This is a genomic window from Cupriavidus sp. 291-E7 (assembly GCF_057798835.1).
Genome location: NZ_JBYOJV010000007.1, coordinates 304975 through 331087, shown reverse-complemented (window position 1 = coordinate 331087; position 26113 = coordinate 304975). Strand labels below are relative to the sequence as shown.

General features: G+C 61.8%; 21 protein-coding genes, 2 tRNA genes and 3 rRNA genes. 13 read left to right on the top strand and 13 right to left on the bottom strand.

What is annotated here, in order from left to right; genetic code table 11:
* Positions 1 to 25: 25 nt before the first annotated feature.
* The 5 genes from rrf to AC3FLX_RS15320 form a co-directional block, all read right to left on the bottom strand.
* Positions 26 to 139 (bottom strand): 5S ribosomal RNA (gene rrf, locus AC3FLX_RS15340).
* 117 nt (positions 140 to 256) lie between these two features.
* Positions 257 to 3135 (bottom strand): 23S ribosomal RNA (locus AC3FLX_RS15335).
* A gap of 284 nt (positions 3136 to 3419) precedes the next feature.
* Positions 3420 to 3495, bottom strand: a tRNA-Ala gene (locus AC3FLX_RS15330).
* Between the two features lie 11 nt (positions 3496 to 3506).
* A tRNA-Ile gene (locus AC3FLX_RS15325) sits at positions 3507 to 3583 on the bottom strand.
* Between the two features lie 63 nt (positions 3584 to 3646).
* Positions 3647 to 5178: ribosomal RNA gene (locus tag AC3FLX_RS15320) — 16S ribosomal RNA — on the bottom strand.
* The 16S, 23S and 5S rRNA genes sit together here with 2 tRNA genes alongside, the layout of an rRNA operon.
* 580 nt (positions 5179 to 5758) lie before the next feature.
* Between AC3FLX_RS15320 and AC3FLX_RS15315 the strand changes: the two genes are divergently transcribed.
* From AC3FLX_RS15315 to AC3FLX_RS15295, 5 genes are all read left to right on the top strand, one after another.
* Positions 5759 to 7450 (top strand): AMP-binding protein, encoded by a 1692-nt coding sequence (locus AC3FLX_RS15315; RefSeq protein WP_488697853.1) that lies wholly within the window; start codon positions 5759 to 5761, stop codon positions 7448 to 7450.
* A 19-nt stretch (positions 7451 to 7469) separates the two neighbouring features.
* The gene (locus AC3FLX_RS15310; RefSeq protein ID WP_488697851.1) at positions 7470 to 7856 is read left to right on the top strand and encodes a DUF488 domain-containing protein; all 387 of its coding nucleotides are present in this window, start codon (positions 7470 to 7472) and stop codon (positions 7854 to 7856) included.
* Between the two features lie 73 nt (positions 7857 to 7929).
* Positions 7930 to 9174 carry a nucleoside recognition domain-containing protein gene (locus AC3FLX_RS15305; RefSeq protein WP_488697850.1) on the top strand — a complete coding sequence of 415 codons (1245 nt, stop codon included), beginning with the start codon at positions 7930 to 7932 and terminating at the stop codon, positions 9172 to 9174.
* A 389-nt stretch (positions 9175 to 9563) separates the two neighbouring features.
* Complete coding sequence (locus AC3FLX_RS15300) at positions 9564 to 11672, top strand: FUSC family protein (protein WP_488697848.1); 2109 nt, start codon at positions 9564 to 9566, stop codon at positions 11670 to 11672.
* A 121-nt stretch (positions 11673 to 11793) separates the two neighbouring features.
* Positions 11794 to 12072, top strand: coding sequence for a DUF1488 family protein (locus AC3FLX_RS15295; RefSeq protein ID WP_488697846.1), 279 nt, complete (start codon positions 11794 to 11796; stop codon positions 12070 to 12072).
* A 25-nt stretch (positions 12073 to 12097) separates the two neighbouring features.
* Here the strand turns inward: AC3FLX_RS15295 and AC3FLX_RS15290 are convergent, their stop codons facing one another.
* Positions 12098 to 12568: a universal stress protein gene (locus tag AC3FLX_RS15290; protein WP_488697844.1), complete on the bottom strand. Its 471-nt coding sequence runs from the start codon at positions 12566 to 12568 to the stop codon at positions 12098 to 12100.
* Between the two features lie 213 nt (positions 12569 to 12781).
* Here AC3FLX_RS15290 and paaA point away from each other — a divergent pair, with 213 nt between their 5' ends.
* From paaA to AC3FLX_RS15255, 7 genes are all read left to right on the top strand, one after another.
* The gene (paaA, locus tag AC3FLX_RS15285) at positions 12782 to 13792 is read left to right on the top strand and encodes a 1,2-phenylacetyl-CoA epoxidase subunit PaaA (protein ID WP_488697842.1); all 1011 of its coding nucleotides are present in this window, start codon (positions 12782 to 12784) and stop codon (positions 13790 to 13792) included.
* A 22-nt stretch (positions 13793 to 13814) separates the two neighbouring features.
* Positions 13815 to 14105, top strand: coding sequence for a 1,2-phenylacetyl-CoA epoxidase subunit PaaB (gene paaB, locus AC3FLX_RS15280; protein ID WP_124683005.1), 291 nt, complete (start codon positions 13815 to 13817; stop codon positions 14103 to 14105).
* A gap of 10 nt (positions 14106 to 14115) precedes the next feature.
* Complete coding sequence (gene paaC / locus AC3FLX_RS15275; RefSeq protein ID WP_488697840.1) at positions 14116 to 14964, top strand: 1,2-phenylacetyl-CoA epoxidase subunit PaaC; 849 nt, start codon at positions 14116 to 14118, stop codon at positions 14962 to 14964.
* Between the two features lie 12 nt (positions 14965 to 14976).
* On the top strand, positions 14977 to 15588 hold the full coding sequence (gene paaD, locus AC3FLX_RS15270) for a 1,2-phenylacetyl-CoA epoxidase subunit PaaD (RefSeq protein ID WP_488697838.1): 612 nt from the start codon (positions 14977 to 14979) through the stop codon (positions 15586 to 15588).
* A gap of 13 nt (positions 15589 to 15601) precedes the next feature.
* Positions 15602 to 16696: a 1,2-phenylacetyl-CoA epoxidase subunit PaaE gene (paaE, locus tag AC3FLX_RS15265; RefSeq protein ID WP_488697837.1), complete on the top strand. Its 1095-nt coding sequence runs from the start codon at positions 15602 to 15604 to the stop codon at positions 16694 to 16696.
* 218 nt (positions 16697 to 16914) lie between these two features.
* Positions 16915 to 17712 (top strand): DUF1835 domain-containing protein, encoded by a 798-nt coding sequence (locus AC3FLX_RS15260; RefSeq protein WP_488697835.1) that lies wholly within the window; start codon positions 16915 to 16917, stop codon positions 17710 to 17712.
* 44 nt (positions 17713 to 17756) lie between these two features.
* Positions 17757 to 18383, top strand: a complete 627-nt coding sequence (locus AC3FLX_RS15255) for a TetR/AcrR family transcriptional regulator (RefSeq protein WP_488697834.1) — start codon at positions 17757 to 17759, stop codon at positions 18381 to 18383.
* Between the two features lie 4 nt (positions 18384 to 18387).
* On the opposite strand, the gene kefC is transcribed toward AC3FLX_RS15255, so the two are convergent.
* Together kefC and kefF are read right to left on the bottom strand one after the other, a co-directional pair.
* Complete coding sequence (gene kefC / locus AC3FLX_RS15250; protein ID WP_488697832.1) at positions 18388 to 20211, bottom strand: glutathione-regulated potassium-efflux system protein KefC; 1824 nt, start codon at positions 20209 to 20211, stop codon at positions 18388 to 18390.
* Positions 20211 to 20798, bottom strand: a complete 588-nt coding sequence (gene kefF / locus AC3FLX_RS15245; protein ID WP_488697831.1) for a glutathione-regulated potassium-efflux system oxidoreductase KefF — start codon at positions 20796 to 20798, stop codon at positions 20211 to 20213. Before kefF ends, kefC begins: the two co-directional genes overlap by 1 nt.
* A 344-nt stretch (positions 20799 to 21142) precedes the next feature.
* On the opposite strand from kefF, the gene AC3FLX_RS15240 reads away from it, so the two are divergent.
* On the top strand, positions 21143 to 21841 hold the full coding sequence (locus AC3FLX_RS15240) for a GNAT family N-acetyltransferase (protein WP_488697829.1): 699 nt from the start codon (positions 21143 to 21145) through the stop codon (positions 21839 to 21841).
* 76 nt (positions 21842 to 21917) lie between these two features.
* Here AC3FLX_RS15240 and AC3FLX_RS15235 read toward each other — a convergent pair whose 3' ends face one another.
* The 5 genes from AC3FLX_RS15235 to AC3FLX_RS15215 all read right to left on the bottom strand — a co-directional run bounded on the left by AC3FLX_RS15235 (position 21918) and on the right by AC3FLX_RS15215 (position 25958).
* Positions 21918 to 22412: an Lrp/AsnC family transcriptional regulator gene (locus tag AC3FLX_RS15235; RefSeq protein WP_488697828.1), complete on the bottom strand. Its 495-nt coding sequence runs from the start codon at positions 22410 to 22412 to the stop codon at positions 21918 to 21920.
* Between the two features lie 207 nt (positions 22413 to 22619).
* The gene (locus AC3FLX_RS15230; protein WP_488697827.1) at positions 22620 to 23213 is read right to left on the bottom strand and encodes an EF-hand domain-containing protein; all 594 of its coding nucleotides are present in this window, start codon (positions 23211 to 23213) and stop codon (positions 22620 to 22622) included.
* A 175-nt stretch (positions 23214 to 23388) separates the two neighbouring features.
* The gene (locus AC3FLX_RS15225; protein ID WP_488697825.1) at positions 23389 to 24105 is read right to left on the bottom strand and encodes a hypothetical protein; all 717 of its coding nucleotides are present in this window, start codon (positions 24103 to 24105) and stop codon (positions 23389 to 23391) included.
* A 79-nt stretch (positions 24106 to 24184) separates the two neighbouring features.
* Positions 24185 to 25405: a globin domain-containing protein gene (locus AC3FLX_RS15220; protein ID WP_488697823.1), complete on the bottom strand. Its 1221-nt coding sequence runs from the start codon at positions 25403 to 25405 to the stop codon at positions 24185 to 24187.
* Between the two features lie 97 nt (positions 25406 to 25502).
* Positions 25503 to 25958 (bottom strand): RrF2 family transcriptional regulator, encoded by a 456-nt coding sequence (locus AC3FLX_RS15215; protein ID WP_488697821.1) that lies wholly within the window; start codon positions 25956 to 25958, stop codon positions 25503 to 25505.
* Positions 25959 to 26113: the final 155 nt, after the last annotated feature.

The following is a 26113-nucleotide window of genomic DNA, read 5'->3' as shown; positions in this document are numbered from 1 at the left end:
GGGCTTGGGGGTTCTGGGTATAAGAGCCTGGCGATGACCTACTTTCACACGGGTAGTCCGCACTATCATCGGCGCAAAGTCGTTTCACGGTCCTGTTCGGGATGGGAAGGGGTGGTTCCAACTCGCTATGGTCACCAGGCATGAGGGGTTGCCGGGCTGACTAGTGTCAGCGCGGCGAATCTGGGTGTAGTAAAGATTGGGTTGTGTTGTACACCTGGGCACTAGGCGCACTCACCAGGTAAAACACACTGGTTATAGGATCAAGCCTTACGGGCAATTAGTACTGGTTAGCTTAACGCATTACTGCGCTTCCACACCCAGCCTATCAACGTCCTGGTCTCGAACGACCCTTCAAGGAGGTCAAGCCTCCAGGGAATCCTCATCTTCAGGCGAGTTTCCCGCTTAGATGCTTTCAGCGGTTATCTCTTCCGTACATAGCTACCCTGCGATGCCTCTGGCGAGACAACAGGTACACCAGCGGTACGTCCACTCCGGTCCTCTCGTACTAGGAGCAGCCCCCGTCAAGATTCCAACGCCCACGGCAGATAGGGACCAAACTGTCTCACGACGTTTTAAACCCAGCTCACGTACCTCTTTAAATGGCGAACAGCCATACCCTTGGGACCGGCTACAGCCCCAGGATGAGATGAGCCGACATCGAGGTGCCAAACACCGCCGTCGATATGAACTCTTGGGCGGTATCAGCCTGTTATCCCCAGAGTACCTTTTATCCGTTGAGCGATGGCCCTTCCATTCAGAACCACCGGATCACTATGTCCTGCTTTCGCACCTGCTCGACTTGTCGGTCTCGCAGTTAAGCACGCTTTTGCCATTGCACTTTAGGTACGATGTCCGACCGTACCAAGCGTACCTTCGAACTCCTCCGTTACACTTTGGGAGGAGACCGCCCCAGTCAAACTGCCTACCATGCACTGTCCCCGACCCGGATTCACGGGCCAAGGTTAGAACCTCAAACAAACCAGGGTGGTATTTCAAGGACGGCTCCACGTGAACTAGCGTCCACGCTTCAAAGCCTCCCACCTATCCTACACAGATCGGTTCAAAGTCCAATGCAAAGCTACAGTAAAGGTTCATGGGGTCTTTCCGTCTAGCCGCGGGGAGATTGCATCATCACAAACACTTCAACTTCGCTGAGTCTCGGGAGGAGACAGTGTGGCCATCGTTACGCCATTCGTGCAGGTCGGAACTTACCCGACAAGGAATTTCGCTACCTTAGGACCGTTATAGTTACGGCCGCCGTTTACCGGGACTTCAATCAAGAGCTTGCACCCCATCATTTAATCTTCCGGCACCGGGCAGGCGTCACACCCTATACGTCCACTTTCGTGTTTGCAGAGTGCTGTGTTTTTATTAAACAGTCGCAGCCACCATTTTATTGCAACCCCTTCACCCTCCTGGCGCAGGCCAGTCAAGCTACAAGGGCGTACCTTATCCCGAAGTTACGGTACCAATTTGCCGAGTTCCTTCTCCCGAGTTCTCTCAAGCGCCTTAGAATACTCATCTCGCCCACCTGTGTCGGTTTGCGGTACGGTCTCGTATGACTGAAGCTTAGAGGCTTTTCTTGGAACCACTTCCAATTGCTTCGCAGCACTAGGCCGCTCGCCCCACATCCTTGAATTCCGCGCCCGGATTTGCCTAAGCGCCTTCTCCAATGCAGGGACCGGGACTTCCAACACCCGGACAACCTTCCGCGATCCGTCCCCCCATCGCATCATACGACGGTGCAGGAATATTAACCTGCTTCCCATCAGCTACGCATCTCTGCCTCGCCTTAGGGGCCGACTCACCCTACGCCGATGAACGTTGCGTAGGAAACCTTGGGCTTACGGCGAGGGGGCCTTTCACCCCCTTTATCGCTACTCATGTCAGCATTCGCACTTCTGATACCTCCAGCATCCTTTACAAGACACCTTCACAGGCTTACAGAACGCTCTCCTACCACGCACTTGCGTGCGTCCGCAGCTTCGGTGACTGGCTTAGCCCCGTTACATCTTCCGCGCAGGACGACTCGATCAGTGAGCTATTACGCTTTCTTTAAAGGGTGGCTGCTTCTAAGCCAACCTCCTGACTGTTTTAGCCTTCCCACTTCGTTTCCCACTTAGCCAATCTTTGGGACCTTAGCTGGCGGTCTGGGTTGTTTCCCTCTTGACACCGGACGTTAGCACCCGATGTCTGTCTCCCGTGATTGCACTCTTCGGTATTCGGAGTTTGCTATGGCGGGGTAATCAGCAATAGACCCCCCAACCATGACAGTGCTCTACCCCCGAAGGTGAGACACGAGGCACTACCTAAATAGTTTTCGGAGAGAACCAGCTATTTCCAGATTTGTTTAGCCTTTCACCCCTATCCACAGCTCATCCCCTAACTTTTCAACGTTAGTGGGTTCGGTCCTCCAGTACGTGTTACCGCACCTTCAACCTGGCCATGGATAGATCATCTGGTTTCGGGTCTACACCCAGCGACTCAACGCCCTATTCGGACTCGCTTTCGCTACGCCTTCCCTAATCGGTTAAGCTTGCCACTGAATGTAAGTCGCTGACCCATTATACAAAAGGTACGCCGTCACCCGTTTCCAGGCTCCGACTGTTTGTATGCATGCGGTTTCAGGATCTATTTCACTCCCCTCCCGGGGTTCTTTTCGCCTTTCCCTCACGGTACTGGTTCACTATCGGTCGATTACGAGTATTTAGCCTTGGAGGATGGTCCCCCCATCTTCAGACAGGATTTCACGTGTCCCGCCCTACTTGTCGTACACCTAGTTCCACAACGCTGTTTTCGCATACAGGGCTATCACCTGCTATGGCCGGGCTTTCCATCCCGTTCTGCTAACAATGCTGCTAAAGAGTACAAGGCTCTTCCCATTTCGTTCGCCACTACTTTGGGAATCTCGGTTGATTTCTGTTCCTGCAGCTACTTAGATGTTTCAGTTCGCCGCGTTCGCTTCCCTTGCCTATGTATTCAGCAAGGGATGACCCATTAGGGCCGGGTTTCCCCATTCGGACATCTCCGGATCAAAGCTTGTTTGCCAGCTCCCCGAAGCTTTTCGCAGGCTACCGCGTCCTTCATCGCCTGTAATCGCCAAGGCATCCACCACATGCACTTGTTCGCTTGACCCTATAACGAGTGTGTCTCAAGGACACGACCGTCATAGGTCTGAGTTCTCGCGTTTGTGCCGTATTCCAAGTCATCTTTCGATCACTTAAATACATTTTGGTTGATACAATCACAACCCGGTATCGTGTTGGGTACTTCAGCCTCTCATCAAGGCTTCACGACACCTTTACTACATCCCATATTGTTAAAGAACAGCCGAGCTAAATGCTCGTTGGCAACAGCCAAAGACAATCACTCAGAATAAACTCCTGAATACTTGTCTTTGACGACTACCCCAAGGTAAGTGGTGGAGGATGACGGGATCGAACCGACGACCCCCTGCTTGCAAAGCAGGTGCTCTCCCAGCTGAGCTAATCCCCCGTGAGATAACTTGGTGGGTCTGGTAGGACTTGAACCTACGACCCCCGCCTTATCAAGACGGTGCTCTAACCACCTGAGCTACAGACCCTTGGCTGTAACAGCAAACAAACCGATAAGTGTGAACGCTTGACTTGTGAACACAAGCCTCTAGAAAGGAGGTGATCCAGCCGCACCTTCCGATACGGCTACCTTGTTACGACTTCACCCCAGTCATGAACCCTGCCGTGGTAATCGCCCTCCTTGCGGTTAGGCTAACTACTTCTGGCAAAACCCACTCCCATGGTGTGACGGGCGGTGTGTACAAGACCCGGGAACGTATTCACCGCGGCATGCTGATCCGCGATTACTAGCGATTCCAGCTTCACGTAGTCGAGTTGCAGACTACGATCCGGACTACGATGCATTTTCTGGGATTAGCTCCCCCTCGCGGGTTGGCAACCCTCTGTATGCACCATTGTATGACGTGTGAAGCCCTACCCATAAGGGCCATGAGGACTTGACGTCATCCCCACCTTCCTCCGGTTTGTCACCGGCAGTCTCTCTAGAGTGCCCTTTCGTAGCAACTAGAGACAAGGGTTGCGCTCGTTGCGGGACTTAACCCAACATCTCACGACACGAGCTGACGACAGCCATGCAGCACCTGTGTCCACTTTCTCTTTCGAGCACCTAATGCATCTCTGCTTCGTTAGTGGCATGTCAAGGGTAGGTAAGGTTTTTCGCGTTGCATCGAATTAATCCACATCATCCACCGCTTGTGCGGGTCCCCGTCAATTCCTTTGAGTTTTAATCTTGCGACCGTACTCCCCAGGCGGTCAACTTCACGCGTTAGCTACGTTACTGAGAAAATGAATCCCCAACAACTAGTTGACATCGTTTAGGGCGTGGACTACCAGGGTATCTAATCCTGTTTGCTCCCCACGCTTTCGTGCATGAGCGTCAGTGACGTCCCAGGGGGCTGCCTTCGCCATCGGTATTCCTCCACATCTCTACGCATTTCACTGCTACACGTGGAATTCTACCCCCCTCTGACATACTCTAGCCTTGCAGTCACAAGCGCAATTCCCAAGTTAAGCTCGGGGATTTCACGCCTGTCTTACAAAACCGCCTGCGCACGCTTTACGCCCAGTAATTCCGATTAACGCTCGCACCCTACGTATTACCGCGGCTGCTGGCACGTAGTTAGCCGGTGCTTATTCTTCCGGTACCGTCATCCGCCCCAGGTATTAACCAGTGCGTTTTCTTTCCGGACAAAAGTGCTTTACAACCCGAAGGCCTTCTTCACACACGCGGCATTGCTGGATCAGGGTTGCCCCCATTGTCCAAAATTCCCCACTGCTGCCTCCCGTAGGAGTCTGGGCCGTGTCTCAGTCCCAGTGTGGCTGATCGTCCTCTCAGACCAGCTACTGATCGTCGCCTTGGTGGGCCTTTACCCCACCAACTAGCTAATCAGACATCGGCCGCTCCTGCTGCGTGAGGCCTTGCGGTCCCCCACTTTCACCCTCAGGTCGTATGCGGTATTAGCTAATCTTTCGACTAGTTATCCCCCACAACAGGGTACGTTCCGATGTATTACTCACCCGTTCGCCACTCGCCGCCAGACCGAAGTCCGCGCTGCCGTTCGACTTGCATGTGTAAGGCATGCCGCCAGCGTTCAATCTGAGCCAGGATCAAACTCTTCAGTTCAATCTCTGTGTGGTGCCGAAGCACCTCGCTCTTTCGAGCGGTCGCTCACTCTCAGAAAACTGACTGGCTCACATCTCGCGACGTGAACCAACATGTTTTACTGTGCGAGCACTGATAACTTTTGAAGCATCACAAGGCCGAAACCTCGTGGCGTTCGCCATCAAGCGCCCACACTTATCGGTTGTTTGTTTGTTAAAGAACCTCAGCGGCCGGCTTTGCCGTTCGCTGTCGCTGCGTCGTTTTCGTTGCAGCGGAGAAACGAGATTATGCAGAGCATTCAGCGTTTCGTCAACAGTTTTTGCAGAACTTTTTTTCTGCCGGTCAGCGCTGAAAACTCCTCAGCCGCTCACCCCCTGTTGCCCCGCAGCCCTTGTCGCTGCTGCGTTTGCAGCGCGCTTCGTGTTGCGAGGGGGCGAATATTAGACCGCTTCTCCGCAGTGCGCAAGCCCTTTCTGAAAACTTTAGAAAAAAGATGGGAGTGCCCGAATCAGCGCAACTGTCGCGGCGGAGACAGCCTTCGATTTCGAACTGCCCTAAGCTGACAGCCACCTATTAGAAGACGCTGTTGAAGGAGACACTCATGAAGCAATCCGTGCCCGTCGACCGTTCACTCGTGGTCGGCGCGACTGATATCCCCCTGTCCGACGACACGATTCCTGCCCTGCTGGCGCGCGCCGTGGCGGCAAACCCGGACGGCGACGCCGTGGTCTTCCGGGAGCAGTCCATCCGCTGGACCTGGCGACAGTTTGCCGATCAGATCGACCAGCTCGCCGCCGGCCTGCAGGCGCGCGGCATCGCTCGCGGCGACCGCGTTGGAATCTGGTCGCCCAACCGCGCGGAGTGGCTGGTCACCCAGTTTGCAACTGCCCGTATTGGCGCCATCCTGGTCAATATCAACCCGGCTTACCGCCAGGCAGAACTGGAATATGCGCTGAACAAGGCTGGCGTGCGGATGCTGATCACCGCCACCCGCTTCAAATCCAGTGACTATCTGGGAATGTTGCAAGCCCTCGCGCCAGAGCTAGCCGACGCGAATCCGGAGAATCTGCGGATCACCCGGTTTCCGAAACTCCAGTTCGTGGTCCGGATGGGCGATGAGCGCACCGCCGGCATGCTCAACTATTCCAGCCTGCTGCGGCCGGCCGATACCGCCATATTGGATGAAGCCACCCGCCAGCTCGATGTGCGCGATGCCATCAATATCCAGTTCACGAGCGGCACGACCGGAAACCCGAAGGGTGCCACGCTGACACATCACAATGTGGTCAACAACGGCCGCTTCGTCGCCCTGGCCATGCGGCTAGGCGCTGGCGACCGCCTTTGCATCCCCGTGCCGCTTTACCACTGCTTCGGCATGGTCCTGTCCGTGCTGGCGTGCGTGTCGGTTGGCGCATGCATGGTATTTCCGGGCGAAGCCTTCGATCCGCTGGCGACGATGCAGGCGGTTTCCGATGAACGATGCACGGCCCTGCATGGCGTGCCGACGATGTTCATCGCCCAGCTTGATCATCCGGACTTCCGCAAGTTCGATTTCTCCACGCTGCGCACGGGCATCATGGCGGGCGCGCCGTGTCCGATCGAGATCATGAAGCGCGTCGTCACCGACATGCACATGGCCGAAGTCACCATTGCCTATGGGATGACCGAGACGAGTCCGGTCTCGTTCCAGAGCGCCACCGACGATCCGCTCGACAAGCGTGTGGCCACAGTCGGCCGCGTGCAGCCGCATCTGGAGTGCAAGGTCGTCGATGCCACCGGCCAGATCGTGCCGCGCGGCGAGACCGGCGAACTCTGCACACGCGGCTATTCCGTCATGCAGGGCTATTGGGACGACGACGAGCGCACGCGCGAAGCTATCCGCGATGGCTGGATGCACACGGGCGACCTGGCCACCATCGACGCCGATGGCTACTGCAATATCGTCGGGCGCGTGAAAGACATGCTGATCCGTGGCGGCGAGAACATCTATCCGCGCGAGATCGAGGAATTCCTGTTTCGTCATCCCAAGGTTCAGGCGGTGCAGGTGTTCGGCGTGCCCGATACCCGGTACGGGGAGGAAGTCTGCGCATGGATCGTGCTCAAACCCGGCCAAACCGCCACGGAGGATGAGATCCGCGCGTTCTGCCGCGACCAGATCGCCCATTACAAGATCCCCCGCTACATCCGGTTCGTGGACGAGATGCCGATGACCGTCACCGGCAAGGTGCAAAAATTCGTGATGCGTGACACCATGATTCACGACCTCGGGCTGCAGCAAGCCGCCACGGCGTAAATCCTGAGGGGACCATCCGATGACCATCCGCATCGTCAGGCTCGGCGAACCGCGCGCCAAGGACGAAGGCCTGCGCATGGGCACCGTGCGCAGACCACCGCGCGGCGTGCCCAAGGCCGAGTTTTCCAGCCGCGACTTCTACGACGTCTGGTATCCCGCGCTTTCTCCTTCGGCGGAACTCGTGGCCGAGGCGCAGGCCGCGGACGACCCCAAGGCGTGGCGTAGCTTCGAGAAACATTTCCGGGCCGAAATGGCGCAGCCCGATGCCAGTCGCACGCTGGATCTGCTGGCCGCCCTCTCCCACCAGACGAATTTCTCGCTGGGTTGCTACTGCGAGAATGAGTCCCACTGCCATCGATCCATACTGAGAGACCTCCTGACTAAACGCGGCGCCGACATTGCGTGAGATCGTCAGGCTATGATGCGAGGCTTCGCTGTGCGACGCGCCGCGAAGCTTTCCACTGGCCTTATTTACGTCGATGGCACTGAACCTCGTCTGGCTCGGATTTTTCCTACTCTCTTTCCTGGCCGCCTGCGTGCGGCTCATCGGCGGCGACACGACGGTATTTCCGGCGTTGCTGACCAGCCTGTTCGATAGCTCACGCACGGCTTTCGAGATTTCCCTTGGCCTGGTGGGCGTCATGAGCCTGTGGATCGGCATCATGCGCATCGGCGAGCGCGCCGGGGTCATCGATCTGTTTGCGCGGATGGTGAATCCGCTCCTGCGCCATTTCTTTCCCGGCGTGCCACAGGGGCATCCGGCGCAGGGCGCGATGATGATGAACGTGTCGGCCAACATGCTGGGGCTGGACAACGCGGCAACGCCACTGGGCCTGACGGCCATGCGCGAGCTACAGACGTTGAACCGGCAGCCGGATACCGCCACCAACGCCCAGATCATGTTCATCGTGCTGAACACGGCCGGGCTGACGCTGATTCCGACATCGGTCATCGCGATCCGCCAGGCGATGGCAGTCAAGCAGGGGCTGGTGAATTTCAACGCGGCGGACATCTTCCTGCCGACGCTGCTGGCCACCGGGGCATCGTGCCTGGCCGGCCTGCTGGCCGTGGCCTGGGTACAGCGGCTGAATCTCTTCAAGCCTGCGGTGCTGGCCGCCTTCGCCGCGACGGGTGCCATCGTCGCGGGCCTGTTTGCATGGCTGCGCCATGCGCCGCCCGATCAAGTCAGTCAGATGGCGTCCCTGGCCGGCAGCGGCTTCATCCTGTCATTGATCATGCTGTTCCTGGTCTGCGGGGCGCTTCGGCGCGTCAACGTCTATGACGCCTTCATCGACGGCGCCAAGGAAGGCTTCGGTGTCGCCGTGCAGATCATTCCCTATCTGGTAGCGATTCTGGTGGCGATCGGATTGTTCCGAGCAAGCGGCTGCATGGATGTCGCCATGCGTGGGCTGACGGCCGGGTTCACATGGCTGGGCGTCAATACCGACTTCGTTCCCGCCCTTCCCGTTGGATTGATGAAGATCCTTTCCGGCGCCGGCGCACGAGGCCTGATGGTGGACGTCATGACGACCTATGGCGTGGATTCGTTCCAGGGACGGCTGGCGGCCATCATCCAGGGGTCGACCGAGACCACGTTCTACGTACTGGCCGTCTACTTTGGCAGCGTGAATGTGCGCAATACGCGCCACGCGCTGGGCTGCGCCCTGTTCGCCGACGTAGTGGGCTTGGGGGCAGCCGTGTGGATTGCCTACCTCTTTCGCTGAGCGTAGCCACTCTTGTTGTACGACAACAACGGAGATTGTGCTCTCTTGAATGCATTTTCAAACAACGCGCTTGGTGCGTCGCAACAAGTCGTGTATAGTGAAGTCTGTCTCCTCCACCACCTCGGTGGATTCCAACCCGCGCACAACCTGCGCGGGTTTTTTTTGCCCAAAATCCGGGGAATCAGGGGCCGTCTGTAGTTCTTTCAACTGCAGAACTTCGGAAATCCGATGCTGGCACGCTTTTGCATCACATTTCCTCCTCCTGGTGCAGCGCCGCACAACCTCTGCGCAAATCTGATCGAAATCACTGAATTGTTGCGTTGCAACAATACTGCTCGTAGAGTGGACTCCGTACTCACCCTGAGACATCCACTTCACCGCCCCCGATCATGCGCCACGCCCCGCGCTTCCTTTCCTTTTGGCCCGATTCCGCCTTCCTGCAGCGTGGCGTGGTCTATGCGATCTCGTTCTTCGCGCTGGCCGGCACCGCGTGGCTGACAGGTGACGCCGGATATCTGTGGTCGGCGACGGCTTCCATCTGGACGTGCCTGGCCGATCGCCAAGGTACGGCCGCCACGCGCATGCGCGGACTTGGCGCGGTGGGCATCGGCGGCGCAATCGCTAGCTTGATCGGCGCCAGCTTGGCGACTTCACCTCTTGCCGCGCTGGCCGTCGTTATCGCCGCGGGCGTGATCGCGGGCCTGGCTGAAATCCGCGGTCCGGTGGCCGCACTGTGCTTCAAGCTGCTCTACGTCGTGCTGATCGCGGCCTGCTTGCAACCGGTCGTCGATACGCCGGTGCTGATGCACGCGTGGACGGCCGGCGTCGACTACCTGCGCGGCGGCGTGTTTGCCTGCCTGATCTGCCTGGTGCTGATTCCATCGCAGCGTGACGCACGGCCCAGACTTGAGATCACTGCAACTTACGATGCCCTGCAGCGCTTTGCCGATTGCCTGGCGGCACCAGCCCTGCGGGAAACCTCCATTTATAAGCAGGAAATCCGGCAGCGCATCGAGGCCGCGCGCTCGGCGGTGAGCGCGCGCCGCGGCATGACCGATCCCGTCGGCATGCTGCACTACGCCTATGCCGTGGCGGTAGCCGACGCGATCTTCGCCTTGCTGATCGTCGCTGGCGAATTGCGCGAGCGCGCCGGGGACCGGCACGACCTGCCGCTCGCGTATGCCGCGCGCTGCCTGACGGATACGCAGGAGCAGGTACGGCAGGCACTGTCGCGTCATGCGCCCGATCTGCCCGCGCTGAGCGCCATGCTCGATCGCGACGTGCGCCGCCTGATCGGCCAGCGTGCCAACGCGGGCGCACCACCGGCGTACCAATCCGCCCTGGCCGCATTGGCCCAGCATCCGGCGTTCGAGCGCTGGCGCGAGTCGTTTTCCTGGCCCAATGCCGGCCTGGCTGGCGTCGTCGATCGGATCGGACACACGCTGGCGGACATCGCCGCACGCGATGCCCGGGTGACACGGCATGCGCTACGGCTCGCGTTTGCCGGCGGCCTGAGCCTGCTGCCGTCGCAGCTATTGCAGGTGGATCACGGCTACTGGGTTGCCGTGACCGTGATCATGGTGCTGAGTCCGCGCCTGCAGACCACGCGCCAGATTTCGTTCCACCGGTTTGCTGGATCGCTGGCTGGCGCGCTGCTGGCTTGCCTGGTGGGGCTTACCCATCCCAGTCCGATGCTGGCGCTTGGCCTGAGTGCCCTGAGCCTGGCGGCGGCCTATGCGCTGCGGCTGGCTGGCAGCGCGGGAGGCTTTGCCTTTTGCCTGACCCCGGCCGTCATTCTGTTCTCCTGGTTGGGCGAACCTGCGTCGAGCAGCAGCCATGTGGCGGCCCTGCGCGGCATGGACACCGCCATCGGCTGTCTGATCGCGCTCGCCAGCTACTACGTGCTGGCCCCGCGTGCCGAGCTGTCGCGCGCCTATCGGCACAGCCTCGACGCACTTTCCGTCAACGCCGTGTACCTGCGGGCCGCCGTCAGTGCCGCGCGCACGGTCACCCCGGCCAGAATGCGTCTGGAAGCGCTGCGCGTAGCCGCGGGCCGCGCGTCAACCCGCGCCGAAGACACCTTGGCGCAATGCACTGGCGAACTGGATCCGCGACTCGGCGCCGCCCACGCTGCGCTGCATGTCACGGCGCGACGCATGGCATCGCTGGCAGGTCTGGTGCGCGCGGGCGCCGAGTCCGGTGAAGCCCACGCAACGCCCGGCCCGGCAGTTCAGGCGCTGCTATCCGACCTGGAAACCCGCCTTGCCGAAGTGGCGGTCCGCCCTGGACGAAACGGCGTCAGCGCCGCCGTCGCACCGGCCCGCATGGTGCCGCTGACGCCTTCCGACGCCCCGTTCGAGCATTTCCTGGCCGAACAGTGCACTTACGCGGACACTCATATCGACAGCGCCCACGACACCGTCACCAGCCTTCGAGCGCTGGCCGCGGAGCAGGCCCTGGCGCGTCGCATCCGCGTACCCGGCGCTCAGGCAAGCTGATCCGATGCCCCGAGCGGGGCTTTCCCAGACACTCTTGCCAGCCGGCTTGCCTGGGAACCGCAATTGCCTATATTGAATGGATATTCGCCGTTTCCCCGTTCCCGGCAAGACGAGGTATGCCATGGCCGATATCACCTTTCCAAGCACCGTTCCTACCTACTGCGGGTCCAGCCTGACGCTGTCCTGTCCCGCTACGGTCAATGGCAACAGTTCGCAGTACTCGGTTACTGCTGAAGCGCTCGAAGCCTACTGCGGGGCCAAGTCCGTGCGAGAAGAAGACCTCGTGCGCGCCTTCACGACCAATCGCAAGCGGATTGAGCAACTGGCCGAATCGCTGTTCGAGCTGACCGAGGCGCGCGAAATCGTGCTGCGCGGCGGCCATTTCCGTTTCGCCGGGTGACCACCGCGTCGTTGCCGAGCCAAACTCAGTCGGCGGCTTCCTGACCGCGCACCAGCAGCACGGGCATCGTCGACTGACGGATCACGGCCTCCGCAACGCTGCCCAGCACCAGGCGGCGCACGCCGCGGCGTCCGTGCGTGCCGATCACCAGCAGATCCGCGCCCCATTCGCTCGCCGCCGCATTGATCGACCCGGCGATATCGCCGATGACGGCCGGCTCGGTCACAAGCTTTGTCTCGAACTTCACGCCCGCGCTGCCAAGCATCCCGCCGGCCGCTTCCAGCGCTTTCTTGCCGCTATCCACGTAGGCGCGTTCGATTTGCGTTGGATCGTAGAAACCGGCATCGAACAGCATGACGCCGTTGTCGACCACATAGAGCGCCAGAACAGAACCACCGCCACCGCTGGCCACGCGGATCGCTTCCTGCAGCGCCAGGTCAGACGTGCTGCTGCCATCCACCGCCACCGCGATCTTGCTGTAAGCCTTGCTCGACATAGCTTGCCCTCCGGGAAGAAGTTGAAGTTCGATACTACACGTGGCCCCGGACTCACGTGTTGATCGAACTTTGCTAGCCGTGTCCATCGTAAAAGCCTTAAATTGACCGACCGGTCGGTTTATATTTATAGTTAGCAAACTGTCCGACCCCGCAAAACCTGCCCAAGACAAGAACAGGTCGGCCCCGCCAAAGACGAAAGTCAAGGAGACGTGATGTACACACAGAGCCTCGACCTGCCGGGCCAGCCTCAGCCCGCGCTCAGCGACGCCGATGCCGACGCGGCCGGGCGGCAGGCTGCTTTCGATGCGCGCATCGCCGACGACGCCAAGGTCGAGCCGATGGACTGGATGCCCGAGGCCTACCGGAAGACACTCGTTCGCCAGATCTCGCAACATGCGCACTCGGAAATCATCGGCATGCAGCCCGAGGGCAACTGGATCAGCCGCGCGCCGTCACTGAAGCGCAAGGCCATCCTGCTGGCCAAGGTGCAGGATGAAGGCGGCCACGGCCTCTATCTGTACAGCGCGGCGGAAACGCTCAATGCCTCGCGCGACGACCTCGTCGATGCGCTCCACACCGGCCGCGCCAAGTATTCGTCGATCTTCAACTACCCGACCCTGACCTGGGCGGATGTCGGCGTGATCGGCTGGCTTGTGGATGGCGCGGCGATCATGAACCAGATTCCGCTCTGCCGTTGCTCGTACGGCCCCTATGCGCGGGCGATGATCCGCATCTGCAAGGAAGAGTCGTTCCACCAGCGCCAGGGCTTTGACGCGCTGCTGTCGATGATGCGCGGCACCGAAGGCCAGCGCGTCATGGTGCAGGACGCCGTCGACCGCTGGTGGTTTCCGGTGCTGATGATGTTCGGGCCGCCCGACGCCGCCTCCACCAATAGCGCACAGACGATGGCCTGGGGTATCAAGCGGATTTCGAACGACGACCTGCGCCAGAAATTCGTCGATGCCACGGTCGAGCAGGCCAAGGTACTCGGCGTGACGCTGCCCGATCCCGGACTGGTCTGGAACGAGGAGCGCGGCCACTACGACTACAGCCCGCTGGATTGGGATGAATTCTGGCGCGTCATCAACGGTGACGGCCCATGCAACCGCGAACGGCTGGCCACGCGCGTCAAGGCGCACGAGGACGGCGCGTGGGTGCGCGAAGCCGCCCTGGCACATACCGAAAAACGCACGCTGCGCAACGCACCCGCACAGGCCGCCTGATCCCGGCTTGCGAGGAGACACCATGACACAACAAAAGGAATGGCCGCTGTGGGAAGTTTTCGTCCGCAGCAAACAGGGCCTGGAGCACAAGCACTGCGGTAGCCTGCATGCGGCCGACGCCCAGCAGGCGCTGCACATGGCACGCGATGTCTATACGCGCCGGCAGGAAGGCGTCTCGATCTGGGTGGTGCCATCGTCGGCCATCACGGCCAGCGCCCCGGCGGAAAAGGCCGAGCTGTTCGACCCCGCCGCGGACAAGATCTATCGCCACCCCACGTTCTACCAGTTGCCCGACGAAGTGAACCATATGTAAGGCCGGCACCATGACGCAAACCATCGTAGCCGACGGCATCGTCCTGGCGCGCCTGCCATTGGCACAGACCGCGCCCCTGCAATACGTACTGCGCCTTGCCGACAACGCACTGATTCTTGGCCAGCGCAACGCCGAGTGGTGCGGTCACGGCCCGGTGCTGGAGGAAGACATCGCACTGGCCAACATCAGCCTCGATCTGATCGGGCAGGCCCGTCTGCTCTACAGCCATGCTGGCGTGCTGGAAGGCCGGCTGACCGGCCGCGTGCGTCACGAGGACGACTACGCCTACTGGCGGAACGAAGCCGAATTCCGCAACTGGACGCTGCAGGAACTGCCGCATCATGGCCCGCTGGCCGGCACGGCGCGCGCCGATCGAGACTATGCGGTCACGATCATGCGCAACTTTCTGTACAGCGCGCTGATGGCGGAACTCTGGCCGGCGCTGGAACTGAGCACCGACGCGGAGCTGGCCGCCATCGCAGCCAAGTCGGCCAAGGAGGTTCGCTACCACCTGCACCATGCCGCCGACTGGGTGGTGCGGCTGGGCGACGGCACCGACGTATCGCACCAGCGCATGCAACGGGCGCTGGACCATCTGCTGCCTTACATGAACGAGTGCTTTGCCGTCGATGCCGTGGAGCAGGAAGCCGCCGCGCAAGGCGTTGCCGTGCTCACCGCCGATCTGCGCGAGGCGTGGGAAGCCACGGTGATCGCCACGCTGGACGATGCCACGCTACGGCGTCCGGCGCAGTCGGCGTTCGTCTCGACAGGCAAGCACGGCGTGCATTCCGAACACATGAGCTACCTGCTGGCCGAACTGCAATCCCTGGCGCGGGCCCATCCGGGCGCGCAGTGGTAGTGAGAGTCTGAGATGCGCGACCACGCCACGCCGATGACATCGCCACCCATATCGCCGTTCGCCCCTGCCTTCGCGCAGGCCAACGCCGACGCCGTCACGCCCGGCAGCCGACTGGCGCGCGCCTGGGCGGCGCTGGATGCCGTGCCCGACCCGGAAATCCCCGTCGTGTCGATCCGTGACCTCGGCATCCTGCGCGATGTCGTGCTTGCCGACGACGACACGATCGAAGCCGTGATCACCCCGACCTACTCCGGCTGCCCAGCCATGTCGCAGATCGAGGAGGACGTGGGCCGCGCGCTCGACGCAGCCGGCCTGGCACCGTGGCGTGTACGCACGGTGCTGGCGCCCGCCTGGACGACCGACTGGATCACCGAAGCGGGCCGTGCCAACCTGCGTGCCTACGGGATTGCGCCGCCAGGACAATGCGCGCCCACGGCATCGCGCGACAACAAGGTTCAGCCGCTTCGCTTCGTGCCGCGCGCAGCGCAGGATGCGGCCATCGCGTGCCCGCACTGCGGCAGCGTGCACACGCAGGAACTGTCGCGCTTTGCATCCACGGCATGCAAGGCGCTGTATCGCTGCCTCGATTGCCGCGAGCCGTTCGATTACTTCAAACCCTACTGAGCACCGCCCGGCCATGACCCCACAGTTCCATCCGCTCCGCGTGGCGCAGGTTCGTCCGGAAACATCGGACACGGTCTCGATTGCCTTCGACGTGCCGCCGGAACTGCGCGACGCCTACCGCTTCACGCAAGGCCAGTTCCTGACGATCAAGGCGCCCGTCGACGGCAAGGACGTGCGGCGCTCCTATTCGATCTGCTGCGGCGTGCAGGACTACGACGAGCGCGGCGAATTGCGCGTGGCGGTGAAGCTCGTCGACGATGGCGTGTTCTCCACGTGGGTCCATGACACCGTCGCCGCCGGCCAGATCCTCGACGTGATGACGCCCGATGGCCGCTTTCATGTGCCGCTGGATGCCGGCACCAGCCGCCACTACGTGGCTTTCGCCGCCGGCAGCGGTATCACGCCGGTCCTGTCCCTGATCCGCACCACGCTGGCCGTGGAACCGCGCAGCCGCTTCACACTGGTCTACGGCAATCGCAGCGTCGATTCGATCATCTTTTCCGAAGCGCTGGAGGACCTGAAGAACCAGTACCTGTCGCGCTTCACGCTGTACCACGTGCTCTCGCGCCAGCCGCAGGAGGTGGATCTGCTGCACGGCCGGCTCGATCGGGAGCGCGTGACTGCGTTCCTGCAGACGCTGCTTCCCGTGGACGACATCGACGCCGCCTTTGTCTGCGGCCCGGCGTCGATGATCGACGAAGTGGAGGATGCGCTCAAGGCGGCCGGCGTGGACCCGCACCAGATCCACGCCGAGCGCTTTGGCGTGCCGCTGGGCCAGCCCAGGCGAACCGCGCCCGCGCATGCCGACCATGCCGATCACGCCGGTACGGCCGAACTCGTGGTGGTGCTGGACGGCAAGCAGCACAAGATGCGCCTGCCGCTGGCGGACGCCAATGTGCTGGACACCGCGCTGGCCGCCGGCCTGGACCTGCCCTATGCGTGCAAGGGCGGCGTCTGCTGTACCTGCCGCGCGAAGGTGCTGGAGGGCGAGGTGGAAATGGAAAAGAACTACACGCTCGAACCGTGGGAAATGGAAAAGGGATTTGTCTTGACATGCCAGGCCCGTGCGCTGACGCCGCGGGTGGTGGTCAGCTACGACGAACGGTGATGGGTGAGCGAGGCTGGTGACCGGTGTCAAGGGGCGTCGCACTATGGCGGGAATCCCACATGTCAGACAGGCGCCGATGCCCGGCGGGCCGTGCACCGTGATTACAATGGCGGGACACGCTTCATGCGTCGCATCGCCCGTCGTGCCACCGTCCGCCGGCGGGCCACGCGGCCGCGACCGGAGGCCCGGAGCCCGTCGCACCCTATACAATCACGGTCATGCAATACATTCATGTCGTCAACGGCGATGTCGCGGGCAACACATTGCGCCAGGCACTGGCCCAGGCTGCCCGCCCCGACCCGGTGGTCGTCCTGCGCGACGATCTCGCCGTGGGTCCGATCGCCGATATCGACAGCACCGGCCTGATCCGCTCCGGCTTCTGGCAGCGGGTGGCCCCGCACACCGACATCGACTTCGCCGCCGAAATGCGTCAGGCGCTGGACCAGCTCCAGCAACTGCGCCGCGACAATCTGGAAGTGGCCATCTGGCATGGCCAGAGCGCATCGGACCAGCTGATGCTGCGCCGCGTGGTGTTCCACCTTTACCAGGCCCCGCAGCGCATCAACGAGGTGGCGATGGACCTGCGCGAGCTGGAAGTCCCCACGCATGGCAGCCTGACCGCCATCGGTATGTATCCGGCCGCCCGCCTGGCGCGCCGGTTTTCGACCATTGCGCCGGTATCCGTGCTGCGGCTGGGCCGGCTGGGCTACGAATGGCAGCAGAACGTCAAGGAAAACGCCGACGTCCGGCTGTGGAAAGGCAATACGCTGGTGCCGGCGGCCTATCACAACGTCGACGACGTGATCCTGGAACGCGCCCCCCAGGATTGGACCGCCGCCGCGCAGGTGGTTGGCAGCGTGATGGGTGCCATCGAGGGTCTGCTGGCCAGCGACTGGTTCGTCTTCTGGCGCTGCCGCGAGCTCGTCAGCACGGGCCAGCTGGCGCTGCGCGGCAACCCGGAAAGCCTCGAGTCCTGCGAAATCCGTCGCAACTACCTTGCTGCCAGCGCCGATTGACGCCACACCGATAACAGAACAACAGGCGGATCGATCCGACCCCTATGGCAAGAACCAAGGCGCCCGATTTCGAGGCGCAACGCGAACAGATTCTCGACCTGGCGGCCACCGCATTCGCCGCCACCAGCTATCCCAGTACGTCGATGGCCGATCTGGCCGCGGCCTGCGGCACGTCCAAGGCACGGCTCTACCACTACTACGAAAGCAAGGAAGCGATCCTGTTCGATCTGCTGGATCGCTATACCCGGCAGCTGATGCGGATCGTCACGGACGTCGAGGCGGCCGGCGCACGCCACGGCCGCAGCCATCGTGAAACCTTCGGCCACCTTCTGCGCGCGTTCCTGGCCGAGTACGAAACCTCGCAAACCCGCCATATCGCGCTGATCAACGACGTGAAGTTTCTGGCCGAGGAGCAGCGCGACCAGATTCTGCAGCGCGAGCGCGATGTGGTGGCGTCGTTCGCGCGCCTGTTGCAGCTGGCGTATCCCGACCGCGTGACGCCCGAGAACCAGACCGCACTGACCATGACCGTCTTCGGCATGATCAACTGGACGTTCACCTGGCTCAAGCCCGGCGGCCGGCTGTCATACGCGGCATTTGCCGAGATGGTGGTGAGCCTGCTCGAAAACGGCCTGGCGCCCGGCATGCCGGGCGCCGCAGCCGCCAGCTAGACGGCTAGGACCACTCAGCGTCCTCCTGCTTGCGGCGCTGCTCTCGGTCCTGCCGGAACATTTCCTCAAGTTCGTCGCGCGCCTGCTTGGCCAGCGAGACGAGCTTCTTCTGATCCTTGTAGTAGGGATAGAAGCGGTCGATCGCCTCGATGTTATGGCGGCGGAAGCGCAGCGCCACGCCGCGCGCCTCCACCCGATCGAAGCCCAGCCCTTCCAGCACCTTCCGTCCGAGCATCAGCGAGCCTTCGAACATCTCCCGCTCGTAGCTGTCGCTGTCGATGCCCCGGTCCATCAGCTGGTAGACGTGCGACACGTGCCGCGCCCGCGTATAGATCTTGAGATCCGGCCAGCGGTGGCGCACCTTGTCGATCAGCCCGAGGTTGTCGTCGAGGTCTTCGATGGCCACGATCAGGATCTTTGCTTCGCCCGCGCCGGCCGCTTCCAGCAGGTCCACGCGCGTGGCATCGCCATAGAAGATCTTGAAACCATACTGGCGCAGGAACTCGATCTGGTCGGGATCGTGGTCCAGCACGGTCACGCCAACGCCCTGGGCGTACAACAGGCGCCCGATGATCTGACCGAAGCGGCCGAACCCGGCAATGATCACTGGATTGTGGTGGTTCTCGATCTCGTCGTCCGGGCGCTTCGACATCGCGTTCAGACGCGGTGCCAGCAACTTGTCGAACAGCAGCAGCAACAGCGGCGTGGCCACCATCGACAGCGCCACGATCAGCACCAGTAGCGCCTCGGTTTCCTTCGGCAGCAGGCCGACCATGCGCGCCTCGGCGAACACCACGAAGGCAAATTCGCCGCCTTGCGAGATCAGCAGGCCGAACAGCAGCCACTGGCCGCGCGAAACCCCGAAGCGCCGCGCCAGCAAGGTCAGCACAAGCGTCTTGACCAGTACGAATGCCACGACGAAGCCGACGACCTTGCCCGGCGATTGCGCGAGGATGGCGAAATCGATCGACATACCCACGGCCATGAAGAACAGTCCGAGCAGCAGTCCCTTGAACGGCTCGATGTCGGCCTCCAGCGCATGGCGATACTCCGAGTCCGCCAGCAGCACACCGGCCACGAACGTGCCAAGTGCCATCGACAGGCCCACCGCGTCCATCATCAGCGCAATTCCCACCACCAGCAGCAGCGCGAACGCCGTGAACATCTCGCGCATGCCGGTCCGGGCGATGATCCGCAGCGCCGGCCGCACCAGGTAGCGACCACCCACCACCACCGCGCCGATCACCGCCACGGCCTTTGCCGCGGTCTGCCAGTTTTCCGGGCCATGCGCCGTCGCCGCGCCCACACCGTCGGCGGCCAGCAGCGGCAGCAGCGCGATCATCGGAATGGCCGCGATATCCTGGAACAGGAGGATGCCGAAGCTGGCGGCACCGGCACCGGTACTCATCAGGTTGCGCTCGGCCAGCGTGGCGAAGGCAATCGCGGTGGACGACAGCGCCAGCCCCAGCCCGGCCACGATGGACACCTGCCAGGGCGCGCCGAACAGCGCGGCGAGGATGCCGATGGCCAGCGCGCACGTCGCCATCTGGATGGATCCATAGCCAAAGATGCTCCGCTTCAGCGCCTTGAGTTTGCGCGGCTCCAGCTCCAGGCCGATCACGAACATCATCAGCACGACGCCAAATTCCGAGAAATGGAGAATCGACTCCACATTCGTGACCAGGCGCAGGGCGAACGGACCAATGGCGGCGCCCGCGATCAGGTAGCCCAGCACCGCCCCAAGCTGGAAACGGCGCGCGACCGGCACGGCCACCACGGCGGCAACCAGGAAGACCAGCAGCGCAATCAGAAAATCGTGCTGGTTCATCAGGCATCCTCCCCGGTTGCTTCGGCTTCGGGAAAATCCTGCGTTTCCGGCGGCAACGGCGGTGCGGCCAAGTGCCGTGCCACGTGTTCGATATGAAGCGCCACGGCATCCGTATTGGCGCGGTCCGCGTCATGCAACACGATCGGAGGCATCCAGGTCATGCCGCACAGCAGCGCGGTCTGCTCCAGCGGCAACAGGAAATCGCCGATCGGATGCCCGTGAGTGCCATCGGGCCCATATGCGTCGGCATGGCCGCCGGTACTGACCACGGCGAGCAGCGACTTGCCACGCAGCGCGGTGCCACCAGGGCCATAGGCCCAGCCCATCTCCAGCACATCGTCGAGCCAGAGTTTCAGCAGCGCCGGCACGCTGTACCAACGCACCGGAAACAACAGCACGATCGTTTCGGCGGTCGACACCAGTCGCTGTTCCGCTACGACGTCGATGTCGTAGTCGACATAGCGGCGGTAGAGTTCGCGCACTTCCACATGGGGCAGCTCCGCGAGCGCTTCGGCAAGGGGATGATTGACGCGCGAGCGTCGAGGCGCGGGATGCGCATAAATCACAACAATCGGTGGTTCGTTCATGAAGGGGCTTTGTCTTTCCCGTAGGGCCTGATGCGACAGGCTACGCCAGACGGTGCGGCGTTGCAGCAAATCCACAATCCACCCGCCTGCGATGTTCCTTCCGCTATGGCAAATCCTTGAATTGGCTGAGCTTTTTGATTCGAAACACTTTCATGCCGCCAATGGGCGACCGGGAAGCTTACGTCAGACTGACAATTCCACTACAATAGTTTTGGCGTTGCAGCAACCTAGTGTTTGCCCCAATCAGGCATTTAGCATCACAAATTCCTGACCTTTCGAAAAGTGGATGGGCAACCACCGCGACGGTGCTATTTTTATACCGATCACTGAAGAAGGAAACCAAAGTGAACCCGCTCGAACTGAGCAAGGCCGTCGGCGCAGTTACCGACGAAGATCTGCGCCGCGCAGCCGAGGCGAGCCAGGCTGCACAGCGTCACACCATCCTGGTGCGAGAGCTGGCCGCCCATCATCGCTCGCGCCTGCAAAAGCATTTTCTCGCCCTGGGCGAGGAAGATCGCCTGCTCCGTTTTGGCCAGTCCGTCGGTAACCATGTGATCGAGGCATACGTCGAAAGCATCGACTTTGACCACGACAGCGTGTTTGGCGTCTATGACGAGCACCTGGAACTGGTTGGCGTGGGCCACTTCGCCAATCTGCGCGACAACGCGCAAGGCCGCGTGGCGGAGTTCGGCGTGTCGGTGTCGAAGAGCGCGCGCGGGCGCGGTATCGGCAGCTCGCTGTTCCAGCGCGCAGCCATGCACGGCCGCAACACCAGCGTCCGCACCCTTTACATGCACTGCCTGTCGCGCAACGCGGCGATGATGCACATCGCCAAGAAGGCCGGCATGAAGGTGCAATACGCGTACGGCGAAGCCGATGCCTACCTCGAACTGCCGCCCGCCGATACGGTGAGCCGCCTGACCGAGGCCATCGACGAACAGGTGGCGGACCTCGACTACATGGTTCGCCGCAACCTGCGCGATGTGCGCCGCTTCGGCCTGCGCTTCTGGCGCTCGCTGGTGCCACAAAAGCACACGGCCTGATCGCTGCCGGACCGGCTGCACAGAACAAAACGGCGCACCCGCACGGTGCGCCGTTTCTGTTTGGTGCGTCTGACGATCAGGCGCCGCCCGCTACCGGTAACGCCGTGGTGTCCTTGATCGACTCCAGCGCAAAGCTGGAACGTACGTCGATCACGGAGGGATGGGCCAGCAGCTGTTCCTGCATGAAGCGGGCAAAGTGTTCCATGTCCTCGACATAGACCTTGAGCAGCAGATCCATCTCGCCGGTCATGGCGTGACAGGCCGCCACTTCGGGCCAGGTCAGGATGGCGGCGCGGAACAGGTCGAGCGGCGCCTTTCCCTTCGGCGTGCCTCCCTGCTTTTCCAGCCGCACATTGATATAGGCGAGCAGCCCGAGACCAATCTTGTTGGGCTCCAGCAGCGCGGCATATTGGCGAATAACGCCAATCTCCTCCAGCCGACGGATACGACGCAGACACGGGCTCGGCGACAGATTCACGCGCTCGGCCACTTCCAGGTTGGTCAACCTCCCATTGGTCTGCAGGACCTCCAGAATCTTCCGGTCGATCTTGTCCAGCTCCACCTTGCTCACGTTTTGTTGCTCCGCAATATGTTTGTCGGCAATTTTCTTGCGCAAATTTAGCAAGTCGTGCACAAGTCCGCAATTTATTTCATGTAAGGACTATTACTGGGACGATTTGCAGCGGGCGCATGCGTCACGTGACACAAGGCAAGGATGGTGCCAGGCACGAAAAAAAACGCGGCCCGCAGGCCGCGTTTTTCTGTGCCGACGACAGGCTTAGTTGCCGCTGGGCGATGGCACCGCCGGGGCCGACGCGCCACCAGGGCCGCGACGTTCCATGCGATCCATCCGTTCCTTGTGCATCTTCTGCATGTCGACCTGGATCTCAGCCATCGTCACCTTGCCGTCACGGTTGGCATCGAGCTTGTCGAAACGGTTGGCCATGCGCGGGAAGGCGGCCTTGAACTCATCGCGGGTCAGCGCGCCGTCGTTGTTCTTGTCCGCGGCCTTGAACTTCGCTTCGAACTCGGCCTTCATCTCGGTCCGGCGCTGCTCCCATTGCGCCTTGCGATAGGCAGCCATTTCGGACTTGTCGAGCTTGCCGTCGTGGTTGGTGTCGATCTTGTTGAACAGTGCGTCGGCTTCAGCCTTCGAGATCGTGCCGTCACCATCGGTGTCCACCGACTTCATCCACATCATGCCGCCGTGGTGGTGCTCGCCCGGGCCGCCCATGCGGTGCTGTGGTGCGGGGCCGCCTTGCGGGGCAGCCGGCGCGGGTGCCGTTTGCGCGAACGCCGCGCCCGCCGCCATGATCATGGCCGAGGCAGCGACAAAGCTCTTCAGGATGTGCGTCTTGTGATTGCGTTGCATGTCTGTGCTCCTTTTCATCACGTTGGGCATGTACGGATTAGAACGCAGACAACCGCGCCAAGTTGGCACTTTTAATACGATGTTACCGGCCTCACAGAATCGACTCGCGCCATAAACATGCGTAAGACAGTCAAATATTGCGCAATGATTTGAAACGCGTATTTTTACGATTTGATCAGTCTTTCGGGATCTGGTTCTCGCCAATCGGCCCCTGCGGAGGCACCTGCTGGAACTGCGGAGCGTTTTGCGGTCCCGGGAAACCGCCCTGCTGCTGCGGAGCGATCTGCTGCGGCGCCTGTATCTGCGCAGTGGCAGCAGCCGGCGGCGCAGACTGAACCGGGGCGGGCATCGGCGTCGACAGCGGAGCGGCCGCGCCGGACGGCGGCGGCGCGGGAACATTGCCGGGACGGCCGACCGACACCGTGTTCTGCAGCGGCAACGCGATTTCCTGGCGCACGCCGTTGCGTTCGATCACGATGTTGCGCCCGTGAATTTCAGTCAGACGAATCTGGGAAGAGAGCGAAGTACCCGCACGCACGGACTTTGGCGGCCCACCGTCGAGCGAAAGGATCGCCGCTGCCGGACCCACGCCATCAACGTCCGCCACCACGCCGATCAATTGCACGTCACGCACGCCAGACTGTGCGCTACCGCCAAACAGCGTGGCCACGGCGCCAGTTTCCACGGCTTCGGTCTGCGCGATGCGCGCAGACTTCGGTACGGGAATCGTCCGCATCGCGCCAAACACTAGCACCCAGTGCGTGATCAGCGCGCATAGCGCGACAAACAACAACAGACTGGCTGCACGAGGCAGCCAGGGGGCGGACAGGTCAAAGCGGAATGCAGGCCGGGTCAGGGTTGGCACGAGCGTACGCCAGGCGGCGGAATCCATGAGATCGCCTAGCGTACCAGACGCATGCGTCAATTGTCTGTCAGTCGTGCCAACCGGGGTCTGTACCCGGCAGAGGGGATCAGAGCAGGTCGTCCAGCAGGTCCGGACCGAACACTTCACGATGGATGTGGCCCACCGGAATCCCCGCACCGATCAACGCATGGCGCTGGGCCTGCATGAACCCGATCGGGCCGCACAGGTAGAAGCGTGCGTCGTTGAAGGCGGCCGTGTCCTCGGCATTCAGCAGTGACTCGATCGGCATGGTGCCGGCGTGGTCGTAATCCTCACCGGACACGTCGGCGGCGAGTGGCGTTTCATAGCTGATGTGGGTACGCAGGTTCGGCATCCGCTCACGCGCCCAGACCACGTCGCGGCGATGCGCGTGGTGGCGGCCGTGGCGTGCCGCATGCGCGAACAGCACCGGGCGATGCGGATTCTCGTGCGCCAGCGTGCGCAGGACGGACACCATCGGCGTCACACCGATACCGGCCGACATCAGCACGATCGGACGACGATCGTCGATCTCCGGCGCAAAGTCGCCCCACGGCGTGCTCACGTGCAGCGTGGTGTCGATGTGTGCGTTGTCATGCAGCCAGTTCGAAACCGCGCCGGCCGGCGTTTCGGCATTGCCGTCCTCACGCTTGATCGAAATGCGCCAGGTGGGCACTCCGCGCTCGCCGGACAGCGAATACTGGCGCAATTGACGCTGGCCGTCGGCCAGGATGGCTTCCACGCTGATGTACTGACCCGGCGCGAAGTCGCGCAGCGGCTTGCCGTCGACTGCCGCCAGCGTCAGCGCCACGACGTGATCGCCCTCTTCCTCGCGATTGACCACGCGCACGCGCAGCAGCTGGCCGGCTGTGACATTGTGGCGATCGTAGAGACGCGCCTCGGCGGCAATCAGCTCGCCGGCCAGCAGCCAGTAAGCCTCATCCCAGGCAGCCAGCAGCGGCGGCACCGCGGCCTCGCCCAGTACCGCGGCGATGGCTTCGAGCAGGTACTTTCCGACAATCGGATAGTGCGCCGGGGTCAATCCGACGGCCACATGCTTGTGGACAATGCGCTCCACCACCGGCGCCAGCACGTCGGCGCGGTCGATGTTGGCGGCGTAGGCAAACACGGCGGAAGCCAGCGACTGCTGCTGCGAGCCGTTGGCCTGGTTGCCCATGTTGAAGATGTTCTTCAGTTCGGGCCGGGCCGCGAACATTTCACGATAGAAGTGCGTGGTAATGGCAAGACCGTGCTCGCGCAGCACGGGGACGCTGGCATCGATATAGGGGCGGGAAGCAGCGGACAACATCAGCAAAAACTCCTGTGAATTCATGCATTTAAGATGCATGTTTTTACGCACAATAAAACCGGCGCCAGCCTTCAGCGGGGGGCTCGCCCCTATCGCTTCAGGCCACGCGCCGGCTCAGGAAATCCCGATGCAGGCTGATGATCGACTCTGCCGTGCGGCTGTTGCCGGAGACTTCCCCCAGCGTGACGCCGTCGAGCGCCTGGTAAAACGCCTCCTCGGCCTGGTCCAGCGCGCGTTTCAGCCGGCAATTGCCGTGCAACGCACATGGCGGATCGGTACAGTCGATGATCGCCTTGTGCCCTTCCAGCTCACGCAGGATAGTGCCGATCGACAGCTTCTCAGCGGCCGGGCCCAATTGCAGCCCGCCGTGCCGCCCACGCGTGGCCGTGATCCAGCCAAGCTTCGACAGACGCGCCGCCACCTTGACAAGGTGGTTATGCGAAATGTCGAATTGCTGGCCGACCTCGGCGATCGTGATCGGCCGGGTGCCATCGCCGCGCGATACATACATCAGCAGGCGGAGGGCGTAGTCTGAGAATCGGGTCAGTTGCATCGTGCTGGGAATCATAGATAACGTGCATCTGCAATGCAAGATTTTTGTTGCGATTGCACGATACTTACTCAGAACCCAATCCCTCAGGCTGGGGCCTGTGCCGCACACCAAACGGTCATGAGACGAGGGTTATACTCTCTGACCATATTCAGACC

Excerpts from the sequence above, each read along its gene's own strand:
- AC3FLX_RS15315 (WP_488697853.1), top strand. The coding sequence starts at position 5,759 with ATGAAGCAATCCGTGCCCGTCGACCGTTCACTCGTGGTCGGCGCGACT.
- AC3FLX_RS15310 (WP_488697851.1), top strand. The coding sequence starts at position 7,470 with ATGACCATCCGCATCGTCAGGCTCGGCGAACCGCGCGCCAAGGACGAA.
- AC3FLX_RS15305 (WP_488697850.1), top strand. The coding sequence starts at position 7,930 with ATGGCACTGAACCTCGTCTGGCTCGGATTTTTCCTACTCTCTTTCCTG.
- AC3FLX_RS15300 (WP_488697848.1), top strand. The coding sequence starts at position 9,564 with ATGCGCCACGCCCCGCGCTTCCTTTCCTTTTGGCCCGATTCCGCCTTC.
- AC3FLX_RS15295 (WP_488697846.1), top strand. The coding sequence starts at position 11,794 with ATGGCCGATATCACCTTTCCAAGCACCGTTCCTACCTACTGCGGGTCC.
- AC3FLX_RS15290 (WP_488697844.1), bottom strand. The coding sequence starts at position 12,568 with ATGTCGAGCAAGGCTTACAGCAAGATCGCGGTGGCGGTGGATGGCAGC.
- paaA (WP_488697842.1), top strand. The coding sequence starts at position 12,782 with ATGTACACACAGAGCCTCGACCTGCCGGGCCAGCCTCAGCCCGCGCTC.
- paaB (WP_124683005.1), top strand. The coding sequence starts at position 13,815 with ATGACACAACAAAAGGAATGGCCGCTGTGGGAAGTTTTCGTCCGCAGC.
- paaC (WP_488697840.1), top strand. The coding sequence starts at position 14,116 with ATGACGCAAACCATCGTAGCCGACGGCATCGTCCTGGCGCGCCTGCCA.
- paaD (WP_488697838.1), top strand. The coding sequence starts at position 14,977 with ATGCGCGACCACGCCACGCCGATGACATCGCCACCCATATCGCCGTTC.
- paaE (WP_488697837.1), top strand. The coding sequence starts at position 15,602 with ATGACCCCACAGTTCCATCCGCTCCGCGTGGCGCAGGTTCGTCCGGAA.
- AC3FLX_RS15260 (WP_488697835.1), top strand. The coding sequence starts at position 16,915 with ATGCAATACATTCATGTCGTCAACGGCGATGTCGCGGGCAACACATTG.
- AC3FLX_RS15255 (WP_488697834.1), top strand. The coding sequence starts at position 17,757 with ATGGCAAGAACCAAGGCGCCCGATTTCGAGGCGCAACGCGAACAGATT.
- kefC (WP_488697832.1), bottom strand. The coding sequence starts at position 20,211 with ATGAACCAGCACGATTTTCTGATTGCGCTGCTGGTCTTCCTGGTTGCC.
- kefF (WP_488697831.1), bottom strand. The coding sequence starts at position 20,798 with ATGAACGAACCACCGATTGTTGTGATTTATGCGCATCCCGCGCCTCGA.
- AC3FLX_RS15230 (WP_488697827.1), bottom strand. The coding sequence starts at position 23,213 with ATGCAACGCAATCACAAGACGCACATCCTGAAGAGCTTTGTCGCTGCC.
- AC3FLX_RS15225 (WP_488697825.1), bottom strand. The coding sequence starts at position 24,105 with ATGGATTCCGCCGCCTGGCGTACGCTCGTGCCAACCCTGACCCGGCCT.
- AC3FLX_RS15220 (WP_488697823.1), bottom strand. The coding sequence starts at position 25,405 with ATGTTGTCCGCTGCTTCCCGCCCCTATATCGATGCCAGCGTCCCCGTG.
- AC3FLX_RS15215 (WP_488697821.1), bottom strand. The coding sequence starts at position 25,958 with ATGCAACTGACCCGATTCTCAGACTACGCCCTCCGCCTGCTGATGTAT.